At 58.9% G+C, this 22,772-nt stretch carries 15 protein-coding genes and 4 pseudogenes; 16 read left to right on the top strand and 3 right to left on the bottom strand.

From position 1 onward, the window contains the following. Positions 1-918: 918 nt before the first annotated feature. From FXB40_RS33655 to FXB40_RS49495, 13 genes and pseudogenes are all read left to right on the top strand, one after another. Positions 919-2,322, top strand: coding sequence for a mercuric reductase (locus FXB40_RS33655; RefSeq protein ID WP_148776589.1), 1,404 nt, complete (start codon positions 919-921; stop codon positions 2,320-2,322). A 1,757-nt stretch (positions 2,323-4,079) separates the two neighbouring features. After that, positions 4,080-4,784: a glutathione binding-like protein gene (locus FXB40_RS33650; RefSeq protein ID WP_148776588.1), complete on the top strand. Its 705-nt coding sequence runs from the start codon at positions 4,080-4,082 to the stop codon at positions 4,782-4,784. Between the two features lie 97 nt (positions 4,785-4,881). Beyond that, positions 4,882-5,703: an alpha/beta fold hydrolase gene (locus tag FXB40_RS33645; RefSeq protein ID WP_148776587.1), complete on the top strand. Its 822-nt coding sequence runs from the start codon at positions 4,882-4,884 to the stop codon at positions 5,701-5,703. A 12-nt stretch (positions 5,704-5,715) separates the two neighbouring features. Then, positions 5,716-6,558, top strand: a pseudogene (locus FXB40_RS33640) (D-2-hydroxyacid dehydrogenase family protein); the annotation flags it as partial. 13 nt (positions 6,559-6,571) lie between these two features. After that, positions 6,572-7,225 (top strand): annotated as a pseudogene (locus FXB40_RS50555) (NAD-dependent epimerase/dehydratase family protein); the annotation flags it as partial. Positions 7,226-7,382: 157 nt separating this feature from the next. Continuing rightward, entirely contained in the window at positions 7,383-7,823 is a 441-nt protein-coding gene (locus tag FXB40_RS49505; protein WP_246208130.1) for a Rossmann-fold NAD(P)-binding domain-containing protein, read from the top strand. A gap of 30 nt (positions 7,824-7,853) precedes the next feature. Next, complete coding sequence (locus FXB40_RS33630; protein ID WP_148776586.1) at positions 7,854-8,084, top strand: DUF2798 domain-containing protein; 231 nt, start codon at positions 7,854-7,856, stop codon at positions 8,082-8,084. 188 nt (positions 8,085-8,272) lie between these two features. Next, the gene (locus FXB40_RS33625; RefSeq protein ID WP_148776585.1) at positions 8,273-9,100 is read left to right on the top strand and encodes an NHL repeat-containing protein; all 828 of its coding nucleotides are present in this window, start codon (positions 8,273-8,275) and stop codon (positions 9,098-9,100) included. Between the two features lie 11 nt (positions 9,101-9,111). Continuing rightward, positions 9,112-10,035, top strand: coding sequence for an alpha/beta fold hydrolase (locus FXB40_RS33620; protein ID WP_148776584.1), 924 nt, complete (start codon positions 9,112-9,114; stop codon positions 10,033-10,035). Then, positions 10,032-10,427: a hypothetical protein gene (locus tag FXB40_RS33615; protein WP_148776583.1), complete on the top strand. Its 396-nt coding sequence runs from the start codon at positions 10,032-10,034 to the stop codon at positions 10,425-10,427. The genes FXB40_RS33620 and FXB40_RS33615 overlap by 4 nt, the downstream gene beginning before the upstream one ends. Before the next feature lie 629 nt (positions 10,428-11,056). Continuing rightward, positions 11,057-12,700: an alpha-keto acid decarboxylase family protein gene (locus tag FXB40_RS33610; RefSeq protein ID WP_148776582.1), complete on the top strand. Its 1,644-nt coding sequence runs from the start codon at positions 11,057-11,059 to the stop codon at positions 12,698-12,700. 339 nt (positions 12,701-13,039) lie between these two features. Continuing rightward, positions 13,040-13,231 (top strand): annotated as a pseudogene (locus FXB40_RS49500) (hypothetical protein); the annotation flags it as partial. 566 nt (positions 13,232-13,797) lie between these two features. Continuing rightward, positions 13,798-14,097: pseudogene (locus FXB40_RS49495) on the top strand (IS5/IS1182 family transposase); the annotation flags it as partial. 48 nt (positions 14,098-14,145) lie between these two features. Here FXB40_RS49495 and FXB40_RS33600 read toward each other — a convergent pair. Then, complete coding sequence (locus tag FXB40_RS33600; RefSeq protein WP_148776581.1) at positions 14,146-15,165, bottom strand: OmpA family protein; 1,020 nt, start codon at positions 15,163-15,165, stop codon at positions 14,146-14,148. A gap of 543 nt (positions 15,166-15,708) precedes the next feature. Between FXB40_RS33600 and FXB40_RS33595 the strand changes: the two genes are divergently transcribed. Continuing rightward, complete coding sequence (locus FXB40_RS33595) at positions 15,709-16,275, top strand: OmpA family protein (RefSeq protein ID WP_148776580.1); 567 nt, start codon at positions 15,709-15,711, stop codon at positions 16,273-16,275. Between the two features lie 37 nt (positions 16,276-16,312). Here the strand turns inward: FXB40_RS33595 and FXB40_RS33590 are convergent, their stop codons facing one another. After that, positions 16,313-17,341 carry a hypothetical protein gene (locus FXB40_RS33590; protein WP_148776579.1) on the bottom strand — a complete coding sequence of 343 codons (1,029 nt, stop codon included), beginning with the start codon at positions 17,339-17,341 and terminating at the stop codon, positions 16,313-16,315. 571 nt (positions 17,342-17,912) lie between these two features. After that, the gene (locus FXB40_RS33585) at positions 17,913-19,688 is read right to left on the bottom strand and encodes an SUMF1/EgtB/PvdO family nonheme iron enzyme (RefSeq protein ID WP_187437327.1); all 1,776 of its coding nucleotides are present in this window, start codon (positions 19,686-19,688) and stop codon (positions 17,913-17,915) included. Between the two features lie 271 nt (positions 19,689-19,959). Here FXB40_RS33585 and FXB40_RS33580 point away from each other — a divergent pair, with 271 nt between their 5' ends. After that, a complete protein-coding gene (locus FXB40_RS33580; RefSeq protein ID WP_187437326.1) occupies positions 19,960-21,405 on the top strand; it encodes a caspase family protein in 1,446 nt (481 codons plus the stop codon). Between the two features lie 26 nt (positions 21,406-21,431). Further along, positions 21,432-22,658, top strand: a complete 1,227-nt coding sequence (locus FXB40_RS33575) for an OmpA family protein (protein ID WP_246208129.1) — start codon at positions 21,432-21,434, stop codon at positions 22,656-22,658. Positions 22,659-22,772 lie beyond the last annotated feature (114 nt).

The following is a 22,772-nucleotide window of genomic DNA, read 5'->3' as shown; positions in this document are numbered from 1 at the left end:
CTCGGCTAAGACGTGTCAATTCGAAACGGCGTTGGCGTAATGGGTAGGATGGTGTGGGCTGCGATGTTCGACCGCAGCCGAGCTAGGAGGGAATGTCGCATGATCCCGACCTCGATGGCGAAGCGATCGACAAGGCATGCAGCGTTTCTCGCACGCTGTGTGGTGTTATTAAGCTGGTGGTCACTAGCCGGCGCGGCTGCGCAAGAAGTTAGCGCAAGCGTCTTTTCCGATCTCGCAGCCAGCGGCACGACATCGGAACAGAACCTTGACGTTGCGATCGGCGGTCCAGCTCGAAATAGCACCCTAATGCTGACGTCCCGTTTGCCCTGGCGAGCACCGATCGGTCACCAACAACCACGGAGAGCGGACATCCAGCTCAATGATCAAATAGCAACTTGGGAGCGGCAACAAGATCGCCTCAACAATGAGGTGGACCGCAGGCTTTTGATCTGTCGGGGTTGCTAAAAGAGTAGACAGGCGCAACGGCGCTTGCCGGTTCGTGTGCGAACGACCTCTTATGTCCAAGGATCAGCGACATTTTACACGATAGAATCAGCCGGCAGCTGATGCTGTGCGATATGTTCAAGGCGAGCGAAAGGCAACGACAGGAGTTTGCGGACTTGAGTTGCGGTCTCGCAAGAGCAGCGCCGGGGCGTCATCTCGGATAATGATCAGGACCGGGCTACGCGCGTTGTATGCTTGCTGATCCGAACAGTGCGAAGACGTCATGAGGTTGACGATTAACACTGTCTAACAACATTAAACTCGCAAAGCCGCGCGTGCTGAGTGAATCTTTACTGGCGAGAAGACGGACCTCAACTTGAGGAGAGGAGAGGGGAGAGGAGGTCATACGCTCGTAGCGATGACAATTTGTTGCCTGCCCCGATCACTTCCCAGACGTCTCGGAAAGAGATGGCTATGCCAGAAACTGAACACTTCGACATCATTATCCTCGGCAGTGGCCAAGGCGGAAAGTTGCTCGCGTGGCATCTTGGGCGTTCGGGCAAGAGAGTCGCGGTCGTCGAGCGCCGTTGGGTTGGAGGCTCCTGCCCGTCGGTCGCCTGCCTTCCATCGAAGAATGAGCTGTGGAGTGCGCGGGTGGCTCACCTCGTCCGCAGCGCTGCCAAGTTCGGTACGCTGACTGACTCCGTCAAAACAGATATGCGGAAGGTCCGCAGCCGCAAGCAGGACATGATCGATCGCGAGATCGCCTTCCATTTGAAGGCCTACGAGGAGAGTGGCGTCGAGCTCATCATGGGCGGTGGCCGCTTCGTGGGACCGAAAACTGTCCAGGTTGCGTTGAACAACGGAGAGACTCGCGTCCTCGCCGGAAGCGAGGTTGTCATCAATGTCGGTTCGCACGCAGCTGTTCCGGACATCCCGGGTCTTGAGACAGCTCGCGCACTTACCCACATCGAAGCGCTTGAGCTCGACTACTTGCCGCCGCATCTGATCGTGCTTGGCGGCGGCTATGTCGGCATCGAAATGGCTCAGGCATTTCGTCGATTCGGAAGCCGGGTGACGATCATCGAACCAGGCCGCCAGCTCATGGGACGCGAAGACAGCGATGTAGCGGAAGAGATTCAACGTATTCTTCGCGCCGAAGCGATCGAGGTGCTGCTGAATGCCCAGCCGGTCAGCGTGAATGGTCTCTCCGGCGATGCTGTGGCGGTAACTGTGCGTACGATTGACGGGGAGCAGAAGATTGAAGGCAGCGATCTTCTTGTTGCGGTTGGCCGGGTTGCGAACACCGCTGGCATCGGCCTGGACGAAGCCGGCGTCGAGCTCGATGCTCGCGGTGTGATTCGTGTTAATGAACGACTGCAGACGACTGCCGGCGGTGTGTGGGCGATCGGTGAGTGCTGCGGCAGTCCCCAGTTCACACACGTGTCGGTCGATGACTTCAGGATTGTCAAGGACAACATGGCCGGCGGCAGCCGCAGGACCGACGATCGGCTGATTCCTTATGTCGTATTTACCGATCCGCCAGTAGCCCGGGTCGGCCTCTCCGAGCAGGAAGCCAAGCGGCAAGGGATCCCCGTGCGTGTCGCGAAGCTGCCCATGAGCAATGTCTTGCGCACCGAGGCAACCGACGAAACCGACGGCTTCATGAAAGCAGTCGTTGGCGCGAACGACGATCGCATCCTCGGCTTCTCGATGATCGGCTCTGAAGCGGGTGAGGTCATGGCTATCGTCCAGGCCGGGATACTCGCGGGGTTGCCGTATCAAAAGTTGCGTGATGCCGTCGTCGCTCATCTCACCATTGCCGAAGGACTTGGCCCGTTGTTCACAAATGTACCGCCGCGGAATGCGTCCGAGTGAGGTAAAGGACCGCAGGCGACTGCCGAGCAAGGAAGCCAAACGACGACTGCGCAGGTGAGACGACGCATCGCGTAGAACATGGCGAGCCAGTCGTCGAAGATCGTCACAAGGTCCTTGCCAGGGCCGACCAGCGGCGGGCTGAAGGCGCTCCCGCTGCAGGCATTGATCCCATCGACTGTTCTCGGGAACACGAAAACGATGCAGGTTCAGATGAGTTGTCAGCCGCAATTGATAGACGTGTCGGCTAGTTCGTCGCGAAAGGTACCGGTCGCCGCACGAGACCATATTGTACTCCCTATTGTGCTCTCGTTGGCTGCCTTCATTGTCAACGCCATCTCATTGGGGCGCCTCGTCGAGGGAACCGACGCTCATTTGTTGGACGTAGATCCGAATTTTCGTCTTCGAAACGTGGACCAGATATTTCCCGCGCGATCAGCCGATGCGAGCTCACGGATCGAGCGCGCCTTGCGCGAGCCGGGGTTGCCGGAATGAAGCGCGGCGAATGTTGTGGGATGGCGACCGGAGGCGCGTTGCAATGGTGGTCGTGTCTTCCTGGCAGGTCTGAGCCGATCGCACGCCAACCTGCTGGGATCGCGAGAAAGAGGTCACTCCGAGGAAGGTCTCCGGGATGCTTATGCCAGCGTGCCGACGGCGGCTGCGGCCTTTACCAGGACTGGCTCATGCCGCAGGGGGCCGGACGTTGACGCGTTCGCCACCGCCCCGCGGAAGCGGTCGCCCTGTGTGCTGGCGGTGGGGCATCAATCCATGCCCCATTGCGCAAATGATTGGTCGGGCTGATGTCATTGCAGAGCCCGACTTCATTGCTTCGGAGGGCTGCGGCATTCGCTACAGTGTGTCGGCCGCGATGCTTGACGAGAACACTTTCGCTTGCGCCGCGAACGCGCGGGTTTCAGCGGGCTCTGAAAAGCTACATAGGCATCACTCCCGCGAAGTCAGCGGCCGGCCAGTGCCGACCAACCACCGGTATATATAGTCGACGGTGCCTGAGGCGGCGTCGTGAAGGCAACATAACTATCGGTCCAGGTCGGAGACCTCGGATCGCCGTAATGACGCTCGGAAGCTTGCTTGCACACGAGCCGCGCTTGATTGGGATGATGAGGTGTCTTGGCTAGCGTCGGTTGGACGACCGAAGTGATCAAAGCCGAGAGAACGATAGTGCAAACGAGGATCGAAGGACGTGACATTGGACGTTCCTTATGCCTGAGCAATGATTGCGCAGAGCATGTGGGTCTCGATTCAAGATCCAAAATGTCGGGCAGTTGCAATTTTACACTCTTAAACATCATACAACAGCAAGGCATCGGCTCATGCGGCGTGTGCGACTGCGGCGGTATTCAGTCATGCAAGCTCCTGCCCGGTCGGCCACGTTCTCCTTGCAGCCGTACTTGCGGAACGTTCGACGAGAGGGGCGATAAACCGTCGATGACGCTCGCCGCGAGGGCGGCGCACTCGATGGGAGAAGCATCATCTGCGAACGTCGCTGGAAGTCAGGCACGATGGACGAGGAGCAACTACACGGAGGACCATTCGCACCTACCGAGCGTATCTCGATTTGCAGTATCTTAGAACGTTTAACTCGCCTCCGGAGCAAGTTCGCGCGATGCTTCTCGTGAATTGCACTAGCCGGTGGGATGAATGGTGCACCCTGCGCATACGCCGCGGCAATGCCGGGCGCGCGGCAATTTCGTCCAGCGTGTGAGGAGATCTGTATCCGACGATTTGCGAGGAATGTCACGATGATTGAGTTCTACTATTGGCCTACGCCTAACGGCCACAAGATCACGATGTTTTTGGAGGAAGCCGGGCTGGATTACAGGATCCATACGGTCGACATCAGCGCTGGCGACCAGTTCAAGTCCGACTTCCTCGCGATTTCTCCGAATAACCGCATGCCGGCTATCATCGATACCGCGCCTGTGGACGGTGGCGCGCCGATCAGCATTTTCGAGTCGGGTGCTATCCTGCTGTACCTGGCCGAGAGGACCGGCCGCTTTCTGCCGACCGATGTGCGCGGCCGCAAGACGGTGATTGAGTGGCTGTTCTGGCAGGTCGGTGGGTTGGGGCCGATGGCCGGGCAGAACCACCATTTCGGGGTCTACGCACCGAACAAGATTTCGTACGCGATCGATCGCTACGTCCAGGAGACGAACCGCCTTTATGGCGTGCTCGATCGTCATCTGGAAAGGCGCACGTTCATCGCCGGCGACGACTACAGCATCGCCGACATGGCTTCCTATCCCTGGGTCGTTCCTTGGAAGCGTCAGCAGCAGAACTTGGACGACTTCCGGCACCTACGCCGCTGGTTCGAGACGGTGCGGCATCGCCCGGGGACTCAGCGGGCCTATGCCAGAGGCGAACCGTACTCGAATCGCCCGGCTGTTACGGAGGAAGGAAAGAAGATCCTGTTCGGCCAAACGGCGAACAGGATGTCGCCGACCTGATCACAAGGACGCAGAAACTCCCGATCTCTCGATGGGAGGAGAAAATGACCACAGTTATGTTGAATGTATTCGTCGGGTCTGCGCCAGGATATTCCAAATGACGAGGCGCGAGACTGTTGACGTAGCTGGCGTTCCCATCAGCTATCTGACCGCCGGGGAGGGCGGCCAGTTGCTCCTGCTGCTTCATGGCACTTATTGGAGCCGTGTCTGGCAGCCCGTGCTTGACGATATCGCCGCAGCGGGGCTTCGTCCGGTCGCGGTCGATTTTCCCGGTTTCGGCCGCTCCGGCGGCGAGCTTACCGTCAAAGAAGCGTCGATCCCCAGCCTTTCCGCTTGGCTGGTTGGCTTTCTCGGTGCGCTCGGACACGCGGGACCGGTCATGGTGGCGGGCCATGACATCGGCGGAGGCGTAGCGCAACATCTTGCTCTCGCAGGGGGAGTCGAAGTGCCGCGCGTGGCCATTATCAACGGCACGACGTACGACTCATGGCCGGTGCCCGGCGTCGCCCGCTTTCGGGATCCAGCAGTGGCCGCGTTGACCACGCCGGACGACATTCTCGCCGCGCGACGCGTATCCGCCATTAAGGCGCTCGGCCGCCCGGCGAGCGAAGCCGAGATTAGCGAATATCTCGATCCCTGGAGGGACCCGAGGGTTGCCCGGTCCTGGCTGGCGCTCGCGGGCGCGGCTGATCATCGGTACACGATGGAGATGCTACCTGCTCTCCTGAAATCGAAGATGCCGAAGCTTCTGATCTGGGGCGAAGACGACGAGTTCCAGACGGTTGACTATGCCGAGCGCTACGCACGTGAAATTCCAGAAGCGCGCCTAGTTCGGATCAAGTCCGCTGGTCACATTCCGATGGAGAACGACCCCAACGCCGTGGCCGCAGCCATCACCGAGTTCTTTGCTGGCAAGTGAAAGTGGCTGGAGATGTCCGTGAAGGTCGCAATCGACGACTGTCAGAATGTGGCTTTGAAGCTCGCCGATTGGTCTCCTGTATGTCGGCGTGCGGAGATCACAGTTTTCGGCGATCACCTTGCGGATCCCACAGCCGTCGTCGCGCGCCTGCGTCCATTCAATGTCGTGTGCATCATGCGCGAACGTACGCCGCTGTCGATGGAAATCCTGCGGCAACTGCCTAAACTAAGGCCCATAGCTTCAACGGGACCTCGAAACGCCTCGATCAACGGCCGGACCGCTGCGGACCTTGGCATCGCGATTGCGGCCACTGGTTACGATTCCGCTCCAACCATCGAGTTCACCTGGTCGCTGATTTTTGCCAGCGAGCGAGGCCTCGATCGGGAAACCACTTGGCTGAGGAGTGGCGGATGGCAAACGAGCCTCGGTGCAAATTTGAGAGGGAGAACCTTTGGCGTCCTTGGGCTGGGCAAGGTCGGAAGTGAGGTCGCGCGTATCGGCCGTGCCTTCGGCATAAAGGCGATCGTCTGGAGCCCGAGCCTGACCGAGGAGAAGGCGAGCGCGGCTAGCCCAACCCTCGTCGACAAGCAGACACTGTTTCGTGATGCCGACATCGTAACGGTCCATCTCATCCTGAGTCATCGCACGAACGGTCTCATTGGTGCGCCAGAATTCGCTCTGATGAAGCCAACGGCACGGCTCATCAATACGTCGCGTGGGCCTATTGTAGACGAGCCTGCCCTGATCGAAGCACTGCGAATCCGCCGGATCGCCGGAGCCGCGGTTGACGTATTCGAAATCGAGCCACTGCCGAACGATCATCCTTTCCGAACGCTCGATAACGTTATTGCGACGCCACATATCGGTTATGTCACCGAGGATCTCTATCGAGTTTTCTACGGCGACGCCGCGGTCAACATTGCAAATTGGATCGATAACAGCACCAAACGTTCACAGGCCACCACGGTCGGCATCTTCACAAACAACAGCAGGTGCGGGAACCATGACGTCAAGCGTGTCGCAGAAGCCGGTTCGGAACAAAGTCCTGATCACTGGAGCCAGCGGCCTATTGGGAGGTGCCGCCATCGAGAAATTCCTTTCCGCAGGATGGGACGTGATTGGCGTCTCTCGCCGCAAGCCGGAGCTCCTCAGCGGCCGCAGCGTAGATTTCCTGTCGGTCGATCTGCGAGACGAGAGAAATGTCCGTGCCGCGTTCGGGCGGCTCACTGACGTCACGCATATCGCGTACGCGGCTCTCCACGAGAAGCCCGAACTGGTTGCCGGATGGTCGAGCAAGGAGCAGATCGAAACCAACAACGCGATGCTGCGCAACGTGGTCGAACCCATCGTGCGCGAGGCTTCCAATTTCCAGCACGTTAGCATTCTGCAGGGAACGAAGGTCTACGGCGTGCACCTACATCCGATCCCGATTCCAGCCCACGAGCGAGATGCCCACAGCGATCACCCGAACTTCTTTCTCGACCAGGAAGCCTATGTGCGCGAGATGGGCGTCCGTCACGGGTTCGCGTACACGGCGCTGCGCCCACAGCTCGTCACTGGCCCTACGCCAGGGGCACTGAACGTCCTTCCTGCCATCGGCGCCTATGCGGCGATCCGCCGTGAGAAGGGCGAGGTGTTTGGCTTTCCCGGCGGTCCGTCGTTCGTTTGGGAAGCTGCCGATGCCGATCTCGTGGTCCGACGCGATGGTCTGGGCTGCGCAGTCGCCTCAGGCAGCCAACGAGGCGTTCAACATCACAAATGGCGACGTGTTCGAGTGGTGCAATGCGTGGCCGGCTTTGGCCGAAACACTCGGGGTCGAAACCGGCCCAGACGAGCAGACCAGCGTTGCGGCGTACCTCAATGCCAACGCCGACGTCTGGGACCGCATCGTCGCGAAGCACGATCTTCGCTCGAAGAACTTGCGGGAGTTGGTTGGCCAGGGGGACCAACATGCGGACTTCGCATTCGCCTTCGGGGCCTCGGCGGGACCGCGGGCGTTCGTGAGCACCATTAAGCTTCGTCAGGCCGGGTTCGCGGGGACGATTGATACGGAGAGCTCGTTCTGCAACGCGCTTCAGTCCCTGATTGACCGCAAGTTCTTGCCGGCACGCCCGAAGTAATCAGATCAGGCATCATACATCGAGGTGAGTATGTCGGCCATCCCGCGAAAATATAGCGATCTTGTTTTTTGGATTTTGCAATCGGGCCTGACCTGCGCGATCGCTGCGGCCATCGCTAGCTATCCTCTCGTAGACTCGGGGCACGTTCTTGCCTACTGGATTCAGTCGTGGCTTTTCTCCTGGTTAGTCATGCTGCCGGCCGTGCTCTTCGCAGCACCTTTCATCCGGAGACTAGTGGTTACGCTGACCGGAGATGGGTAGCTGCAAGTGGTCACGCGCCTGCGGATGGTTGGTGGCTACTTTCGCGGATACGGTGGCGCAATCGGCCTCGGGATTCATTCCAGGCGGGAATAAGGTTTATCGCCATTTGGAAGCTGGCTGGCCCGGATGGTGCGCCGTATCAAAGGGGCTGCGCTAACGGATGGTGGTTCGCAACAGCGGGGATTGAGATGGTTCTTCTCGTCACAAGTGCTTCGGGCGCGAATGGTTCGGGCTTCGGCAAACTGCTGGCGTTCGGCGAGAACGGAGAGGCGCGCGGATCCTTCAGCGAGGATGCGCGGATTGCGGATCCTCGGGGCCTCGGCGTCAACGGCTCCTTGCTATTCGTGAACAGCGGCTTGCACCGCATTTTGGCGCTCGACGACAAGGGGCGCGTTGTGCGCGATACAGGCGCGCTGCAAGGGCTGAATCCGGGCGGCGGCAACTTCGGGCCCGACGGCAGATACTATGTCGGCTTGCGCGCTGCGCGAACGATAATGGCGTTCTCGCCGACGCTCGATCGAGCAGGCGAAGCCGTGCTTCCGTCGCCGGTGGTCCCGTTCCCGCGCGGCTTCGCATTCGGCCGGGACGGCACGCTCTTCCTCGCATCCGGTATCGGTCCGGGCGGCGCGGGCGACAATACGATTCTGGCGTTCAGTCCGGAACGGACGATCAAGTCGTCCTGGAGGGTGAAGGATCCCGCCTTAAGCCCGCTCGATCTTGCCATTGCACCGAATGGAAACGTGATCGTGAGTAGCGAGCACCCCTTCGGGGCCGCCGATGCGGTGACGACCGTACGTGAATACAATAGGGCCGCCGGCGAGCTCGTTCGTGTCCTCGCTCCGGATCACGGGACTGGATTCAAGAAGCCGCGAGGCCTGAGGTTTGGGCCGGACGGGAAGCTGTATTGCGTGGCCCAGGACGAAGTCGTCGCGTTCGATTTCGCGACTGGCAAATTTTTGGGCGCGGTGGTGAGTTTGACAGGTCTCAACGGCCAGGCGTTGATCTTCTTTGGATAGGGAGAAATGGGATGGAGTTGTCGGGCGGAGCGCTGCGGTTCCCGCACGAGCAATGGCCTTACGAGCCGAAGTTCAAGAAGGTCAACGGCTGGCGCATGCACTACATCGACGAGGGCGCGGGCGATCCCGTCGTTCTCCTTCATGGGAATCCAGCATGGGGTTTCCTGTACCGAAAGTTCGTGAAACCGCTGACCGCGGGAGGTAGGCGGGTGATCGTCCCGGACATGGTCGGTTTCGGCTTGTCCGAGAAGCCGGTGCGCGAGCAGGCGCATACGCTCGACGGACATATCGCGAACCTGACCGGTTTGCTGCGGCAACTCGACATACGCAACGCGACGATGGTCTCTCATGATTGGGGCGGGCCCACCGGTCTTGGGTTTGCGCTCTCCAATCCCGACCGCGTGCGCGCTCTGGTCATTATGAGCACATGGGCATGGCCGCTGCCGCCGGCCGAGTTCCACAAGCGCATCTTTCCCTGGCGCATGATGCACGCCCCCCTCGTCGGCCCCTACCTTCTCGGACGTCACAACGCACTTGCCGGTCGCGGCATGTACCTGTCGGTGGTCGATCGAAAGAAATTCAGGGCGGAATCCCAAAGCGTCTATGAGGACATCCTGCCGGATCCGGGCTCGCGTCTCCTCACGTGGGCCTGGCCGCGGTGGATTCCCGTGGATGAAAGCGCCCGCGGCCTGGCACGTTTCGAGTGGCTCGAGCGCGAGCTGAGGAAGTCGAAGCTCCCGACCATGCTCATCTGGGGGAGGGAGGATGAGGTGTTCGACCACAAGACGTTCGCGACCCGTTTCAAGGACCTCCTGCCGCATGCGGAAGGACCCGAGCTTGTGACGGGCCGGCATTTCCTTCAGGAGGACTCCGGCGAGGAAATTGCGGGCAAGATCAACCGTTTCCTGGACTGCATCGACGGAAGGCACTCATGACGGCGATTCAAGTCATCGAAAATCCTGTACTCGAAGGCACGCGACGGGCGCTCGTACTCGTCGAAGACCGCATCGGGCATTACCCGGAATTTCGCGAGTTCTTCGTCCGGCAGTTTGCGCTCGACACGAGCGGGCTCTCGCGTCCCGGTCACGTACGGGCGCCGTCGGGAATGACCTACGCGCTCGTCTTTATCGGCCGCAGCGGAGAACCGTTTCCGGATGGCATCGAGATCTACGCACTGCCTGATGCGCTTGAGCCGCTGAATGATCCTGAAGTCGACGCCGATCTCTGGGTGTTATTGAGGTGGATGATCGCAGGCGTCGGCGGAGAATGGCGTGTGGAGGATCTCGAAGCGACGGGCCGCCTCTACACACTACCCCGGCGCCAATGAGCCCAGATGTCTGGCAATCCCGCGAGGAAGACGCCGGTGCCTGCTCTCTGGTCGTGCGGTGCTCCCAACATTTCCACCTGGAGTGGACGACGGCAAGGCAATCGACGGCGGAAGAAAGTCGTTCGACACTCCAAAGGACGTGCTGCGGTCGCACCAACCATGACGGCCGCTCAGCGGGCTTTGACGTTGGCGGTGTGGTAGGCAAACAGGGCCCTCGAAATCAAAACACCGCATTTTGGCCAAAACGACCGCATGAACCACAAAGACGGGAGAAGGATAGAATCGCTATCTTCCGTATTGTCGGATCGTAAGCACGAGATGCCGTACTCAGAGGCCTTGAAAGAAATTACACACGCGACGGTCAGCGGCAATGTGCCGTTGCCCGCGCGGGGTATCTGTTGCTACAGGCCAATGTTCCTCAACCGCTGCAGCGCGTATTGTCGCTGGTGCCGAAGGTATTCATAAAGGCGGATCCTATGAGCATTCGTACCCCAGAACGACCGCCCCCGTCGGGACTGCAGGCCTGCGGCCCCGTAGAGCAAGATCTTTGCGACGCACGCGGCAAAGTGCCGACGGATCGCCAGAATGGAATCGAAACGTAAATTCACAACCAACGAATGGAAGGCGCAATGAGCAAGACAGTCATAGAGCATGTACTATCGCGCCTTCAGGATGTTGGGATCAGAGATGTCTTCGGCGTTGCTGGTGACTTCGCGTTTCCGATTGATGATGCCGTCGTCAATAGCAAAGCAGTGCGCTGGGTTGGCAGCTCCAATGAGTTGAATGCGGCGTATGCGGCTGACGGCTATGCGCGCATCCATGGAACGGCGGCGCTTTGCACCACGTACGGCGTGGGCGAGTTGAGCGCGATCAACGGCATAGCCGGGGCCTACGCAGAAAAGCTACCGATCTTTCACTTAGTGGGCATGCCGGCCAGCCGAACTCAGGCGGGACGTCGACCGGTTCATCACACGCTGGGTAACGGCGAGTTCGAGCTTTTTTACAAGATGGCCGAGCCGGTCGTCTGCGCCAAGACTATCATGACACCAGAAAATTGTGCGGAGGAGACCGAGCGATTGATCGCGGCGGCCCTGTATCACCGCCAACCTGTGTATATGGCATTTCCAACCGACTATGCGATCGCCCCTGTTATCGGCAGCGCGCAGCCACGGCCAGAGCCGAAGTCTGATCCCGGCGCACTTGCAGCCGCGTGCAGCGCTATTTTGGCAGCTTTGTCCAAAGCCGAGACCGCATGCGTGTTGCCAGGGTATCTTTTGTCGAGGGTCGGTTTGAACGCGCAGGCGCGAGACCTGATCACGACGTCGAACCTGCCGTTTGCCACCATGCTGTGGGACAAAAGTGTCCTTGACGAGACGATACCGCAATATGTCGGAATGTACGACGGCGCGCTGATGAATGAGGATGTTCGTGCGTTCGTCGAAGGTCGCGACCTGGTGATCGGCATTGGAGCAATGCTCACAGACTTCAACAGCGGCTCTTTCACAGCAAAGATCGAGCGATCGAAGAGCATTAGCATCCAACATCACAGCGTCCGTGTCGGCGAAGCGCTTTTCAATAGCGTAGAGATGAAGGACGTTCTCGTCGAACTTGTGAAGCGGATCGAGCGGAAGAGCATCATGAATGCGCCGAAACCACAGGGATTGGGCAGACCAGTCGGAAAGCCTGGTGATCCAATCACAGTCGATTATCTCTATGCGCGCTGGGAGAGTATGCTGAAGGAAGGCGACGTCCTTGTCACCGAGACCGGAACAAGCTCTATGGGGCTCGCTTTTGCGAAAATGCCGAAGGGGTCGACCTTCCACAATGAAACACTCTGGGGTTCGATCGGATGGGCAACGCCGGCTGCTTTTGGCGCGGCGTTGGCGTCTCCCGGCAAGCGCCTCATCCTTATTACCGGCGATGGCTCGCATCAATTGACGGCGCAAGAGGTTGGCCAATTCCACCGCTTTGGCCTGAAACCGATCATCTTCGTCCTCAATAACGACGGCTACCTCATCGAGCGATTGCTCTGCAAAGATCCAGAAAGCTCCTACAACGATGTTGCGCGATGGCATTATCACAAACTTCCGGAGGCGCTCGGGTGCGATGGCTGGATGACGACGCGTGTCACGACATGCGGCGAACTTGATGAAGCTATCAGGAGCGCGGAATCCTGCGGTACCGGCGTCTACGTTGAAGTCGTCACCGATAAGTATGCCGCCTCTCCTCTAGCGCAAAAGCTTCACGAATCCCTCGCCACACTCTACGCCTGAGTGATTCGGTTCCTGTGATAACAGAGGGTGTTTGTATGGTGGCCATGAAGGCCCCCGAATACGACGAGGGTCTTCGAAACCCATCCTCATCCGGTGGGCGTCTCGATCAGCAACTGGTCATTTTACGAGCCGTGACCGCGAATATTGATGCGGACCGTGGCTCGGCTTAATAGCTTCTTGCTACCACGAGAACCTGCGTCAGGATCATCGCGCGCGAATTGTCCCAGGCTGTATTATCCGCGTGCTAGAAACAACTAATGGTCGCTCAGAACAGCTAACGAGCAATCGGTTCGTAGGCGACCATAAAGAAATACACGAGGCCAGAGCTCAGATCAGTGAGCCAACACATTGCTCGCGACAACACCCAGTTCCGATTCCGTAATCGATGCGGCCATGGCATGTAATATCTGCCGCTGTGGCGCCTATGTGCGGATTCGCACGACACAGGTCGGTCTTGATGGCTACCGGATACGAAATCGAACGGGAGTCCTGATTGGAAATTATACGGAACGGAGTCAGATCTTGAGCTGAGAAGGTTTTGAGCAAACGGAGTCAGTTGGCCGACTGATAAGGTAGTAGCTGAAATGGAGTCAGTGGCAGACTGATAAGAAAATTACACAGACCTTATCAGTATGCCCTGGGGGAGACGATCGCTGCCGGCTGTCCTGGTTTTGCTTTGATAGTGAATAGCTCGCTTGTCGGGGGTGCGAGTCGCTCTCCCGACTCGAACCCCCCGACCGCTTGCAGGGCGGGGGTATCGCCTCGAGCGAGATGCTCCGCGCCGTCGCGAGACAAGCCTAGAACGGTCCTGCGTAGAACAAAGCGCGCTTCAACCTGCGGCGATAGCCGTGGCCGATGGGCCAGCCTGACATCGCTTAGGGCAGGGCTCCTTTTCGGAGGGGCGGGCCAAAGGGCACTTTTGAGCGCGAAATGCACCAAAGCTTGCTGTTGTCCAACGTAACCCGTTGAAATCACAGTAAATGAGTCCGCCCTCCGAACGCGCCATAAACCCAAGCGGCGATACGTCGTCGCAATAAGCTTCAGACTGGGTAAGTCTCCAGCTCCGGAAGTTCTTTGCTACCACAACGCTCGAGACGCACCCCGCTGATGCGTCTGAGGTGACGGACAGCGGCTCAGATCGGGCACAACTTGCCAACATGGCCAGGCAGGCGAAGGCTGTTCTGAAGACCGAGACGCTCGAGGCCCTTGTCGATCGTGGCTACTTCAGCAGCCCGGAGATCCTCGCCTGCCACGAAGTCGGCATCACGGCAACTCTGCCCAAGCCGATGACGTCGGGCGCCAAGTCAGACGGACGCTTCGGTAAGCAGGACTTTGTCTATTTGCTGGAGGAAGACGCCTATCGTTGTCCGGCAGGAGAGCGATTGCCGTATCGCTATAAATTCTCTGCGCCAACGGAGAGGCTTTGGCGCGTCTCGTCCGAGCCTTTAAAGCGGTCCAATCCACTGGGAAGCATTCGAGACGTACATAGTTCCGTACGTCCGGAAAGCAGACAATTCAAGTCCCACACCTAAAAGCGGCAAGTCAAGCACAATGACGCCCGAGCCCTTGGCTGCCTCGAGTCCTCCGTACAGCGTGTGGAGTGCATTTCTTACGTTCTGAAGTAAGCCAATAGCCGTAAAGGTGTTTCGCGCATTTAGCGCGGGCGCCACGTATTTACCGTTTTTGAAGCCATCGATGAAGTACTTGCTGTTATGGATCGATTGTAGCGCTGATTTCGATATTAGCTTTTCGGTAAGTGCGACATTGACGCCCCAGTCCCTTACGGATCTACGATGCAACTCTTCTGGAACACTGAAGCCAAAGCCGATAACAGCAACGACCCCTCCGCTGCCTCCAAGGCCCACTCCCAAGCGCCTGCTAATGATCTCGAGATCGAAGGTCTCCAAATCTCCTAAGTTCACGACGTACGCGGTAGTGCTCTCGACGCCGCCGAATATCAACTGTCCGCCAGACTTGACGCCGAAGCCCAGCCAACGCTTGAAGAATTTGCGTTCCTCCGGCTCTGATTGAGGTCTCGGTTGAGGCGGCGGTGGTGGCGGTGGCGGTGGTGGCTCCGGTTTATTCCAAACTGAGATGATGACACCGCGCCAGCTTTCGTTTTCCACCCCATCCATTTCACCTGCATACATAGCCGCGCGCTCCCCTTTCGCCACCTCAAGCGCAATTTTGAAGTCGTTGGTCACTTGCTTGCGAAGCAAATCAACTACGGCCTGCAGCCTATTTTGCGACAATTGCATGTTGAAACTGTCGCTGCCGGTACGACTCGCAAGTCCTATAATTGTAAGGCTTCCTCCGGCCTTCAATTTCGGAGCGACGACACTATTCAGCCAGTTGGAATGTTCCGACTTTATGGCGAACTTGCCGACTTCAAAGTTGAATAACTTCGCCGCAATCGTATCTGGTCCCCGCGACCCGTACTCCTGGATTTTCCCGGGTGATGCCATGTTGATTATCTCCCAACGGAGAGGCCGATGCGGAAGGGGTAAAACTCAGATCGAAAGATCCTGTCGATGGGTCGCTCTGAAAGTTATGTCGGTTCATCCTCGCCCTCAGATTTTCCGTCAGCTACTTGAGGTGCGATCGATGCCGTCGAAGTTGGTGAAAGCGAAGCCATAAGACATTCCGTGGTTTTCAGCAAATGAGCGTAGGCGGCGTTGATTTTATCGCATGTCGCGGCGAAGCCATTCGATATTGCCTATATCGCGCAAGGAACCCTGCCGAATAAACCGCAGCATGTCGCTTCTGGTCCATCGGAGAAGTGGGGCGCTTCTCCACTAGCTCCCCTCATCGAGGCATGGCGGCCCCGATTTGCTCACTTGAGCTTTTCGCATCTTGGCCGGCGCATCGCCACGGAATGACTTTTGCCCGCACCTCGCCTTTGAACTTCCCCGACCGCTCACGTCACTACTAGTCATAGCCGTGGTGGGAGCCGACGCTCCCTCCAGTCCTCGGCGGGGCAGGCCACACCAGCGACGGGAGAAATTGCCATGGGACGCGCGCCGCAGCCACTGCCGCAATACACGCCGCCGGGCCCGGTGGAACAGATGCCGAATATGGCGGCGCCGCAACTGCGGTGCTCGTCGCTTGCCAAGGTTTACAGCGCCGCCGTCTTTTCCTACCTGGCCAATGAAGTCGCGACGTCCCGCACCGAGGTCGGCCATCTCGGTGTGGACGTCAGTCTGGTCCCGCCGGCCGGCATCTGCCAATATCTCATCATCTGGGATTTCGGCGTCGACTGGCGGCATCTCAAGAACATCGCCAAGCGCGATCCGCTGTTGGCAGCGCAGCTCATCCGATTCGAGACCGACAAGTCGTTGCAGTTCCAGATCGTCGGATACAGCGACAGCACCGGCGGCGAGCGGAACAACATCTTCCTGCGCACGGGCCGGGCCAAGAACGTCTTTCACCTATTCGGCCCAAGCGCCCGCTCGCGCGTCTTCGCCGTCAAGCCCGCTTCACACTACGAGTATCTGCAGGACAACACGACCGCGATGAACAAGGCCGCCAATCGCGCCGTTGTCGTCGAAATCTTCGCCGGCGGCGGGACGATCTAGCCGTCTTCCACAATGCGAACGGAGGGTCGGGTGGCTCCTAGTTGGGGAAGTCGCGGAACTCCTTGACGAGATTGAACGGAATTTTCCACCCGGCGCCTCCCCCGCGCATCAGCATCTTGATGTCTTCCGTCCTGTTTTCTTTTCCGGTTTTCGGATCGGTCTCCAGCGTGTGGCCTTGGCTGTCCCAAGGTTTGCTCGCGCTCTTCGAGTAGTAGCCGAGGAAATGCCCAGCTTCGTGGGCAGACGTGTTAGGTCCGCGTGACGAACTGATGAAGGCAAGGTCCAGCGATCGAGCAAACGAGCCGTTGGCAGGGCCGCCGTTGGACCAAACCTTGTCGACGCAGAACATGGTTAGATGAGCGCCCTGAACTTTGTGTTTGACGAAGAAGCCCTTCAGCTTTTCGACGTCGATCACATCGGGAAAGATCGCGAGGCTCGCATCCTTCATGCCAGTCGCATTGGCGAGCTCCTGTTTGACGGCAGCCTGCGAGTCGTCGATGACCAGCCAGTCGCTTGGCACCCGCTCAAAGCGGATGTTGGCCTGCGGCACCCATATGTTGTTCATCGTCAGCAATTCATCTTGCTCGTTGAAGGGCTTCTTGGCGTGAAACGCCGAAGCGCCGCCACTCCCCGGAACCATGACGTTGCGGAACGCCACCTTGATCGTGATTTCTGGCAGCACGACGACATGGAGCTTGGCTTCGATCTTCCGGCCGGCCGACCGGGCCACCACCTCGAGGCCGGGAAAGCCAATCGGCTTAATCCGGCCATTGATTTCGAAAAACCGTGCATCGCCATTGAAGGTGGCGGGAAGCGACGCCGCCCTGAGCTGCGGATCGATATCGGGTTCGGAGAAGGTGTCTCTGGCTTGCATTACGCGTCTAAGGGTATCGGCGCTATCGATCTCCTTTATCCCAAGGGCATGGGCGTTAGGGTCGACTTTGAGCTTTCTTCCGGGATCGATCAGCGCCACGATGTTGGAGCCGCCGAACGGCACCACCATGCCTGGCGGGCTGCGGCGCTCATCGATGCCGGAGCGGCGGAAAACCTCTTGAAAAGCGGCCATGTCTGGTTCTCCTGTCCTAGTTCGGTCCGTCAACGCGAAATTCGTGTATGGTGTCGGGTCCCGTCTGGGTCGTCAGGCCCGACAGGACGATCGGCAAGAGGAATTCCGCCTTGCGAGGTCCCCGCCGGTAACGTTGAGTCCACAGCACCTAGATCGCGCTTCACGCCTTTCAGCATGCTACGAATCTCATTCGTATCGACTGTATTGACCCAGATCCGAAGCTTGTCTGCCTATGCAGTACAGGTCGCATATGTAGCTGGCGGCCCGTTCGGCAAAATGTCTTGGACTGCTTCGCGCCGAACAGGTCGTGCGTTCTGTTGATGCTCACCGCTCCCAAACACCCGAGGCCGCCGAAAATCCCGCGGAGCGGTGATCTGGCGGTGGAGGTGGTTCCGCCTCGTCAGCCTCGCGCCTCGACGCGGATTGGTCGCATCCAAACTGGGACGGGTTCAAATGCCGAAGGTTCAATGAAATTGCCGGCGGTCCAGCTCAATTCTGGTCAGAGTCACACGTTAACGGTGCCTGGGCTGAAGCGGTTTGGACCCGCCGACCGGAAACGCCGATCACCGTCCTAGTCGCCGTCCTTCTCGCGAACGACTCGAAATCCATTTGCCTGATAGCGAACATTGAAATCGTATCTAAACCGTGCGGCTGAGCGCAGATATTTCGGGTCATTGTTAAACGAGCCGCCCCGAAGCACCCGCTCGGGACAACCCGGTTTGACCGAAGCGGACCCATCAGTGGGCGTCCCTCGATAGCCCTCAGTCCAGCAATCCTCGACCCACTCTGCGGCATTGCCGGCCATGTCATAAAGACCGAACGCGTTTGGCTTGAATGACCCGACCTGCATGGTGACGTTGTGCGGTTCGCTGGTGCAGCCTGCACAATTTGCTCGGTCCTTCTCCACTGACCGGCCCCAAGAATAGGTTGAGCTGGTGGCGCCTCGGGCGGCGTACTCCCACTCACTTTCCGTTGGCAATCGGTAGGTCTTCCCGGTTTTTTGCGACAGCCATGCGGCATAGATTTTTGCATCGTTCCAATCGACATCAGTGACGGGACGGCGGCCGCGTCCCGCTCCGGCGTCGTTCGGCCGGTAGGTGCAGCCCCTGTCCATGACACAGGCGTCCCACTCATCGAAAGTGACTTCGTACTTACCGATATAGAACGGCTTGCGGATGGACACCTGATGCACAGGGCCTTCAAATGGGAAGACCTCGGTTGAACCCATGTTGAAATTGCCTGAAGGTATCAGCACCAGTTCCGGGCATTGGGAACAGTCACGAATTGTAGACGTCGGCGGCGGCGGCGAAACCGGCGGCGCGGGCGTGTTGGTCACAATCGGTGCTTGCGGCTTTGCCGGGCTGGCCAATGCGCCCAGGCGTTGCAGGCCTGACCGCGCCTCGGAGGCATATGGACCGTTAGGATAGGCATCGAGATAGGCCTGAAAATCGGCCGCGCTGTTGCTGCTCTTGATCGTATCCCAGAAACCTTGTTCCACCGTATCCGGCGGGCTGCCCAATCTCGCGACCGCGCGCGATGCCATGTCTGTCGGTTCGTTGAGGCCTGTAACGACAAAATCAGCGGTCTCAAGCGACGCTTCCCAGGGGAGTTGTTTGTTGCGGCTTTCCTTCGCGACCGCAGCCCGGGTTTGGCCAAATGCTTCCTTGAAGGTTCGACCAGCGGGCTTGGCGGCCTTCACGAACTCGTCAGCAAACAGGCTGAGCGTTCCCTTTTGATCCTCCACGACCTGCCCGGGGAGTGCGGGGTAAGCTTGAGTGATGCCCTGGATGGGACTGACGTTGGCAAGCCCAATTGCCTTGACCGATGTCTTTTGCTGCCACGGATTTCGCCTCGCCGCATCAAGGATGACGGCTGAACCTCTGGGCCGGGCAACGATCAGCGGATCGAGAATGAGATCGCCGTCCACCGCGTTGGAGCGGATGTCGAGATCCGATGCAATGGTACCATCGATCGGGATGAGGAAATTGCGGCCTTCATACTGGATGGCATGACCGGCGAAATAGACGACGGCGGTCGCACCGCGTTCCAATTTTTGGCTGAATTGTCGGATAGCCGCATCCATATCGGCATGTCGCGCATCCTGCGCATAAACCACGTCAAAACCGGCGGCCTTCAAAAGTTCAGCGATCGCTTTCGCGTTTGCAACCGCCGTGCGGACAGGCGACTGCGGATAAGATCCATTTCCGATAACGAGAGCGACCCTCTTGCCGGCCTCCGCAACACTCGCGTTCTGGCCCCGCGCGGCCGAGAGAAAAAAGAGCTGTGGGATGAACGCGCCAGCCACTAAGGCGCACAAAACAACGAGCACCTTAAAAGTGCGGCTCATGCCTGACAATTTCATAGCTTCATCAGCCCTGGACCTGGATCAACGCAGATGCCCCAGACTTGGATCAGCGCAAAACTCCGGCGCATATGCACCGGCTCCTTCACCGGCGCGGTCTGCTCAGGCTGAAGCAAACGAACGGGCGCAGTGTGCAAATATGTTAGCGAGGCTAACACGCTGGCTGAGTGGAAACAAGAAGTTGCGAGATTCGGCAATTGCTCCTAGTGTCAAATCATCGGTGCCGCTCGGCAAGCCATTTGGCGGAACTCCGTCCGTGAAATTCGTTTGCACACTTTGCCTGATTGCTTGTTCCATCTGCCTGTCTCTGCTTCTTTCGTCAGAGGCTCGCGCTGACGGGCGTGTCGCGCTAGTCATAGGCAATGCGGCATATGCCAATGCCACATTGCTCCGCAACAGCCGCAACGATGCCGATGACATCTCCGATCAATTACGTCGTCTCGGGTTCGAGGTCATCGACGGTCGCGATCTCGATGGCCGCGGCATGCGCGCTGCATTGGCGCGCTTTGCGCAGAAACTGCGGGGCACCGATGCTGCGTTGTTCTATTATTCGGGCCATGGGCTTCAGATTGAAGGTCAGAATTACCTTGTCCCCGTCGATGCCCAAGTCGATCCCGATTCAATCGTGACATTCGATCTGGTAAAGCTTGAAGACGTTATCGAAGCGCTCGGATACACCTCGGGAACGCGACTTATGGTTCTGGATGCCTGCCGGACCAATCCGTTTGCGAAGGCTATAGCCCAACGCAGCGGCAATCGTGGCGGGGAAATCACCCGAGGGCTTGCCCGGATCGACCGAACCCAGGGCATGCTGATCGCCTATGCGACCCAGGCCAACGCGGTGGCGGCTGATGGCACCGGCCGCAACAGTCCGTTTACAAACGCGCTGGTTCGCGAGATGCAGGAACCAGGGATTGAAGTCGGCGCGCTATTCCGGCATGTCGCCGTCAGTGTCAACCGTGAGACGCGCGGACAACAAACGCCGGAGCTCTCGGTCTCCCTGCTGGGGGATTTCTATTTGAATCCCCAGGAGAGCGATCTGGACGCATGGAAGAAGATGGGACCGCTGTCTTCCGCGAGCGTTGCGACGTTGAAGGCATTTATCGCGAAGTTTCCGTCGAGCAGCCTTGTCGACGCGGCCCGCGCCCGGATCGACACCGTCGAGAATGCCAACGAGCGCGACCGACTGGTCAACGAATACAGCGAGAAGGAGCGGCAGCTTCGGGTTGACCTGGAGCAGGCCGAAGCCGGCTTCCGCAAAGCCAGCGAGGAATTGGCGCAATTGCGTAAGCGCGACGAGGTCAGGCGAGCCGACGAGGAAAAGCGATTAAGTTCGAGCGCTCTCGCGCAACCGTCTAGGCCTTCGCCTCCCGAGCCTGGCGCCGCGGAGAAAGATCGGCGCGATCAGCTCGCGAATGAAGTGGCGGCACTCGAAGCAAACAAGGCCAGATTGGCCGAGCAACGCGCCACTCTGGAGCGTGCGATGCAGGAGAAACTGTCGAAGGCGCAATCCGATCGCGAGCGCGCCGAGCAGCGCCTTGCGATCGAGACTGCCCGGCTGCCGTCGGGTGCGGGTGACGCGCGGGCAGCCCCTGCACCAACTCGGCAGAAATCGACGTCCAGTTGCCAGGAGATTAATGCACGTGCGCAACTGGGTGACATATCGGAATCCGATCGCATTGCCCTTCGGCAATGTCGTTAGTTCATTTGAATCAAGGTTGAGCAGACATGATTGATCGCGGTCCAATCGTCACCTGCTTCGCGATCGGCTTCCTGATGACGTCCATCCAGGCGTGCTATGCGCAGGCGACGCCGCCAACGCCTTCGCCGCCACAAGCCTCTTCGGCTCCGCCGCCACCGCCCACGCCGATCCCTTTCGACGACGCTCTGTTGCGGGCCGCCAACGATCTCTTTTCCAAGGCCACGGTGCCCGCGGGGTCGGATAAGGTCGAACTCGTCATCGATCCGTTGATTGACGCTGCGACCGGCGCGCAATCAGCTGCAACCCGCCTGATGCAGGAGCGCATCAAGGACCTCGTAGCCAAGTCATATCCCCGCTTCGCCGTGTTGCCATTTTCCAGCGAGGCCCTGAGCCGCGCTCCTGTTGTCCTGATCGGGACCTTTACAGCAATAAACAATGCCGGCGCGCCGGACGGTGTTCGAGACGCCTATAGGATCTGTCTTGCATTGGCAGACCTTCGCAGCAAGATCATCGTATCGAAGGGTGTTGCGAGGGCAAAACCCGATGGCGTTAAAGCCGACCCCACGCCGGCATTCGCCGACGCTCCGATCTGGAGCAATGATCCGGCGATTGCCGTCTACATCAAGACCTGCCAGGGGACGAAGCCGGGCGACCCGATCGATCCCCTATATGTTGAGAGGATCGCCACGTCGGCATTTGTGAGCGATGCTATCCTCGAATATGACGACAAGCGCTATCGAGAGGCTCTGGCGTTCTACCGGACGGCCCGGCAAATGTCGGGCGGCGACCAGCTTCGTGTTCATTCCGGTATTTATCTTTCCAGCTGGAAGCTCAATCGCCGGACCGATGCGACCGAGGCATTTGGCAGTCTCGTCAAGTATGGCCTGGTGGCCAATAAACTGTCCGTACGGCTTCTGTTCAAGCCGGGCACGACGCAGTTCCTCGACGACCAGAATATCACCGGTCCATATCCGATGTGGTTAAGTCAGATAGCGACGCAGGCGATGCAGAACGATTCCTGTGTCGATGTCGTTGGGCACACATCAAACACCGGACCGGCGCAAATCAATGAACGCCTGTCGGTGCTGAGGGCGCAGTTCATTAAGGATCTTCTGCAGAGTGCTTCTCCCAGCCTGGCTGACCGGCTGAAGGCCGTCGGCGTCGGATCTCGAGAGTCGATCGTCGGGACGGGCCGCGATGATGCGAGCGATGCGATCGACCGCCGTGTCGATTTCAACGTACACCGATGTTGAATGCGTATTGAAGTCTCGAGGCTGCCGCGCACTCTCTGCTTTTGTCTTGTTCCGCCACGTTGGTTTTCCTTCAATCCAGAGCGCACCGTGCTCTAAATTATCGGCCTTTAGGGG

Source organism: Bradyrhizobium rifense, assembly GCF_008123425.1.
GTDB classification, from domain to species: Bacteria; Pseudomonadota; Alphaproteobacteria; order Rhizobiales; family Xanthobacteraceae; genus Bradyrhizobium; species Bradyrhizobium rifense.
Note: the sequence above shows the minus strand (reverse complement) of the source record. Positions and strands in the feature narration are given on the sequence as shown.

Bases quoted from the DNA above. Each gene is read 5' to 3' on its own strand.
- FXB40_RS33655 (WP_148776589.1), top strand. From the start codon at position 919: ATGCCAGAAACTGAACACTTCGACATCATTATCCTCGGCAGTGGCCAA.
- FXB40_RS33650 (WP_148776588.1), top strand. From the start codon at position 4,080: ATGATTGAGTTCTACTATTGGCCTACGCCTAACGGCCACAAGATCACG.
- FXB40_RS33645 (WP_148776587.1), top strand. From the start codon at position 4,882: ATGACGAGGCGCGAGACTGTTGACGTAGCTGGCGTTCCCATCAGCTAT.
- FXB40_RS49505 (WP_246208130.1), top strand. From the start codon at position 7,383: ATGCCGATCTCGTGGTCCGACGCGATGGTCTGGGCTGCGCAGTCGCCT.
- FXB40_RS33630 (WP_148776586.1), top strand. From the start codon at position 7,854: ATGTCGGCCATCCCGCGAAAATATAGCGATCTTGTTTTTTGGATTTTG.
- FXB40_RS33625 (WP_148776585.1), top strand. From the start codon at position 8,273: ATGGTTCTTCTCGTCACAAGTGCTTCGGGCGCGAATGGTTCGGGCTTC.
- FXB40_RS33620 (WP_148776584.1), top strand. From the start codon at position 9,112: ATGGAGTTGTCGGGCGGAGCGCTGCGGTTCCCGCACGAGCAATGGCCT.
- FXB40_RS33615 (WP_148776583.1), top strand. From the start codon at position 10,032: ATGACGGCGATTCAAGTCATCGAAAATCCTGTACTCGAAGGCACGCGA.
- FXB40_RS33610 (WP_148776582.1), top strand. From the start codon at position 11,057: ATGAGCAAGACAGTCATAGAGCATGTACTATCGCGCCTTCAGGATGTT.
- FXB40_RS33600 (WP_148776581.1), bottom strand. From the start codon at position 15,165: ATGGCATCACCCGGGAAAATCCAGGAGTACGGGTCGCGGGGACCAGAT.
- FXB40_RS33595 (WP_148776580.1), top strand. From the start codon at position 15,709: ATGGGACGCGCGCCGCAGCCACTGCCGCAATACACGCCGCCGGGCCCG.
- FXB40_RS33590 (WP_148776579.1), bottom strand. From the start codon at position 17,341: ATGGCCGCTTTTCAAGAGGTTTTCCGCCGCTCCGGCATCGATGAGCGC.
- FXB40_RS33585 (WP_187437327.1), bottom strand. From the start codon at position 19,688: ATGAGCCGCACTTTTAAGGTGCTCGTTGTTTTGTGCGCCTTAGTGGCT.
- FXB40_RS33575 (WP_246208129.1), top strand. From the start codon at position 21,432: ATGATTGATCGCGGTCCAATCGTCACCTGCTTCGCGATCGGCTTCCTG.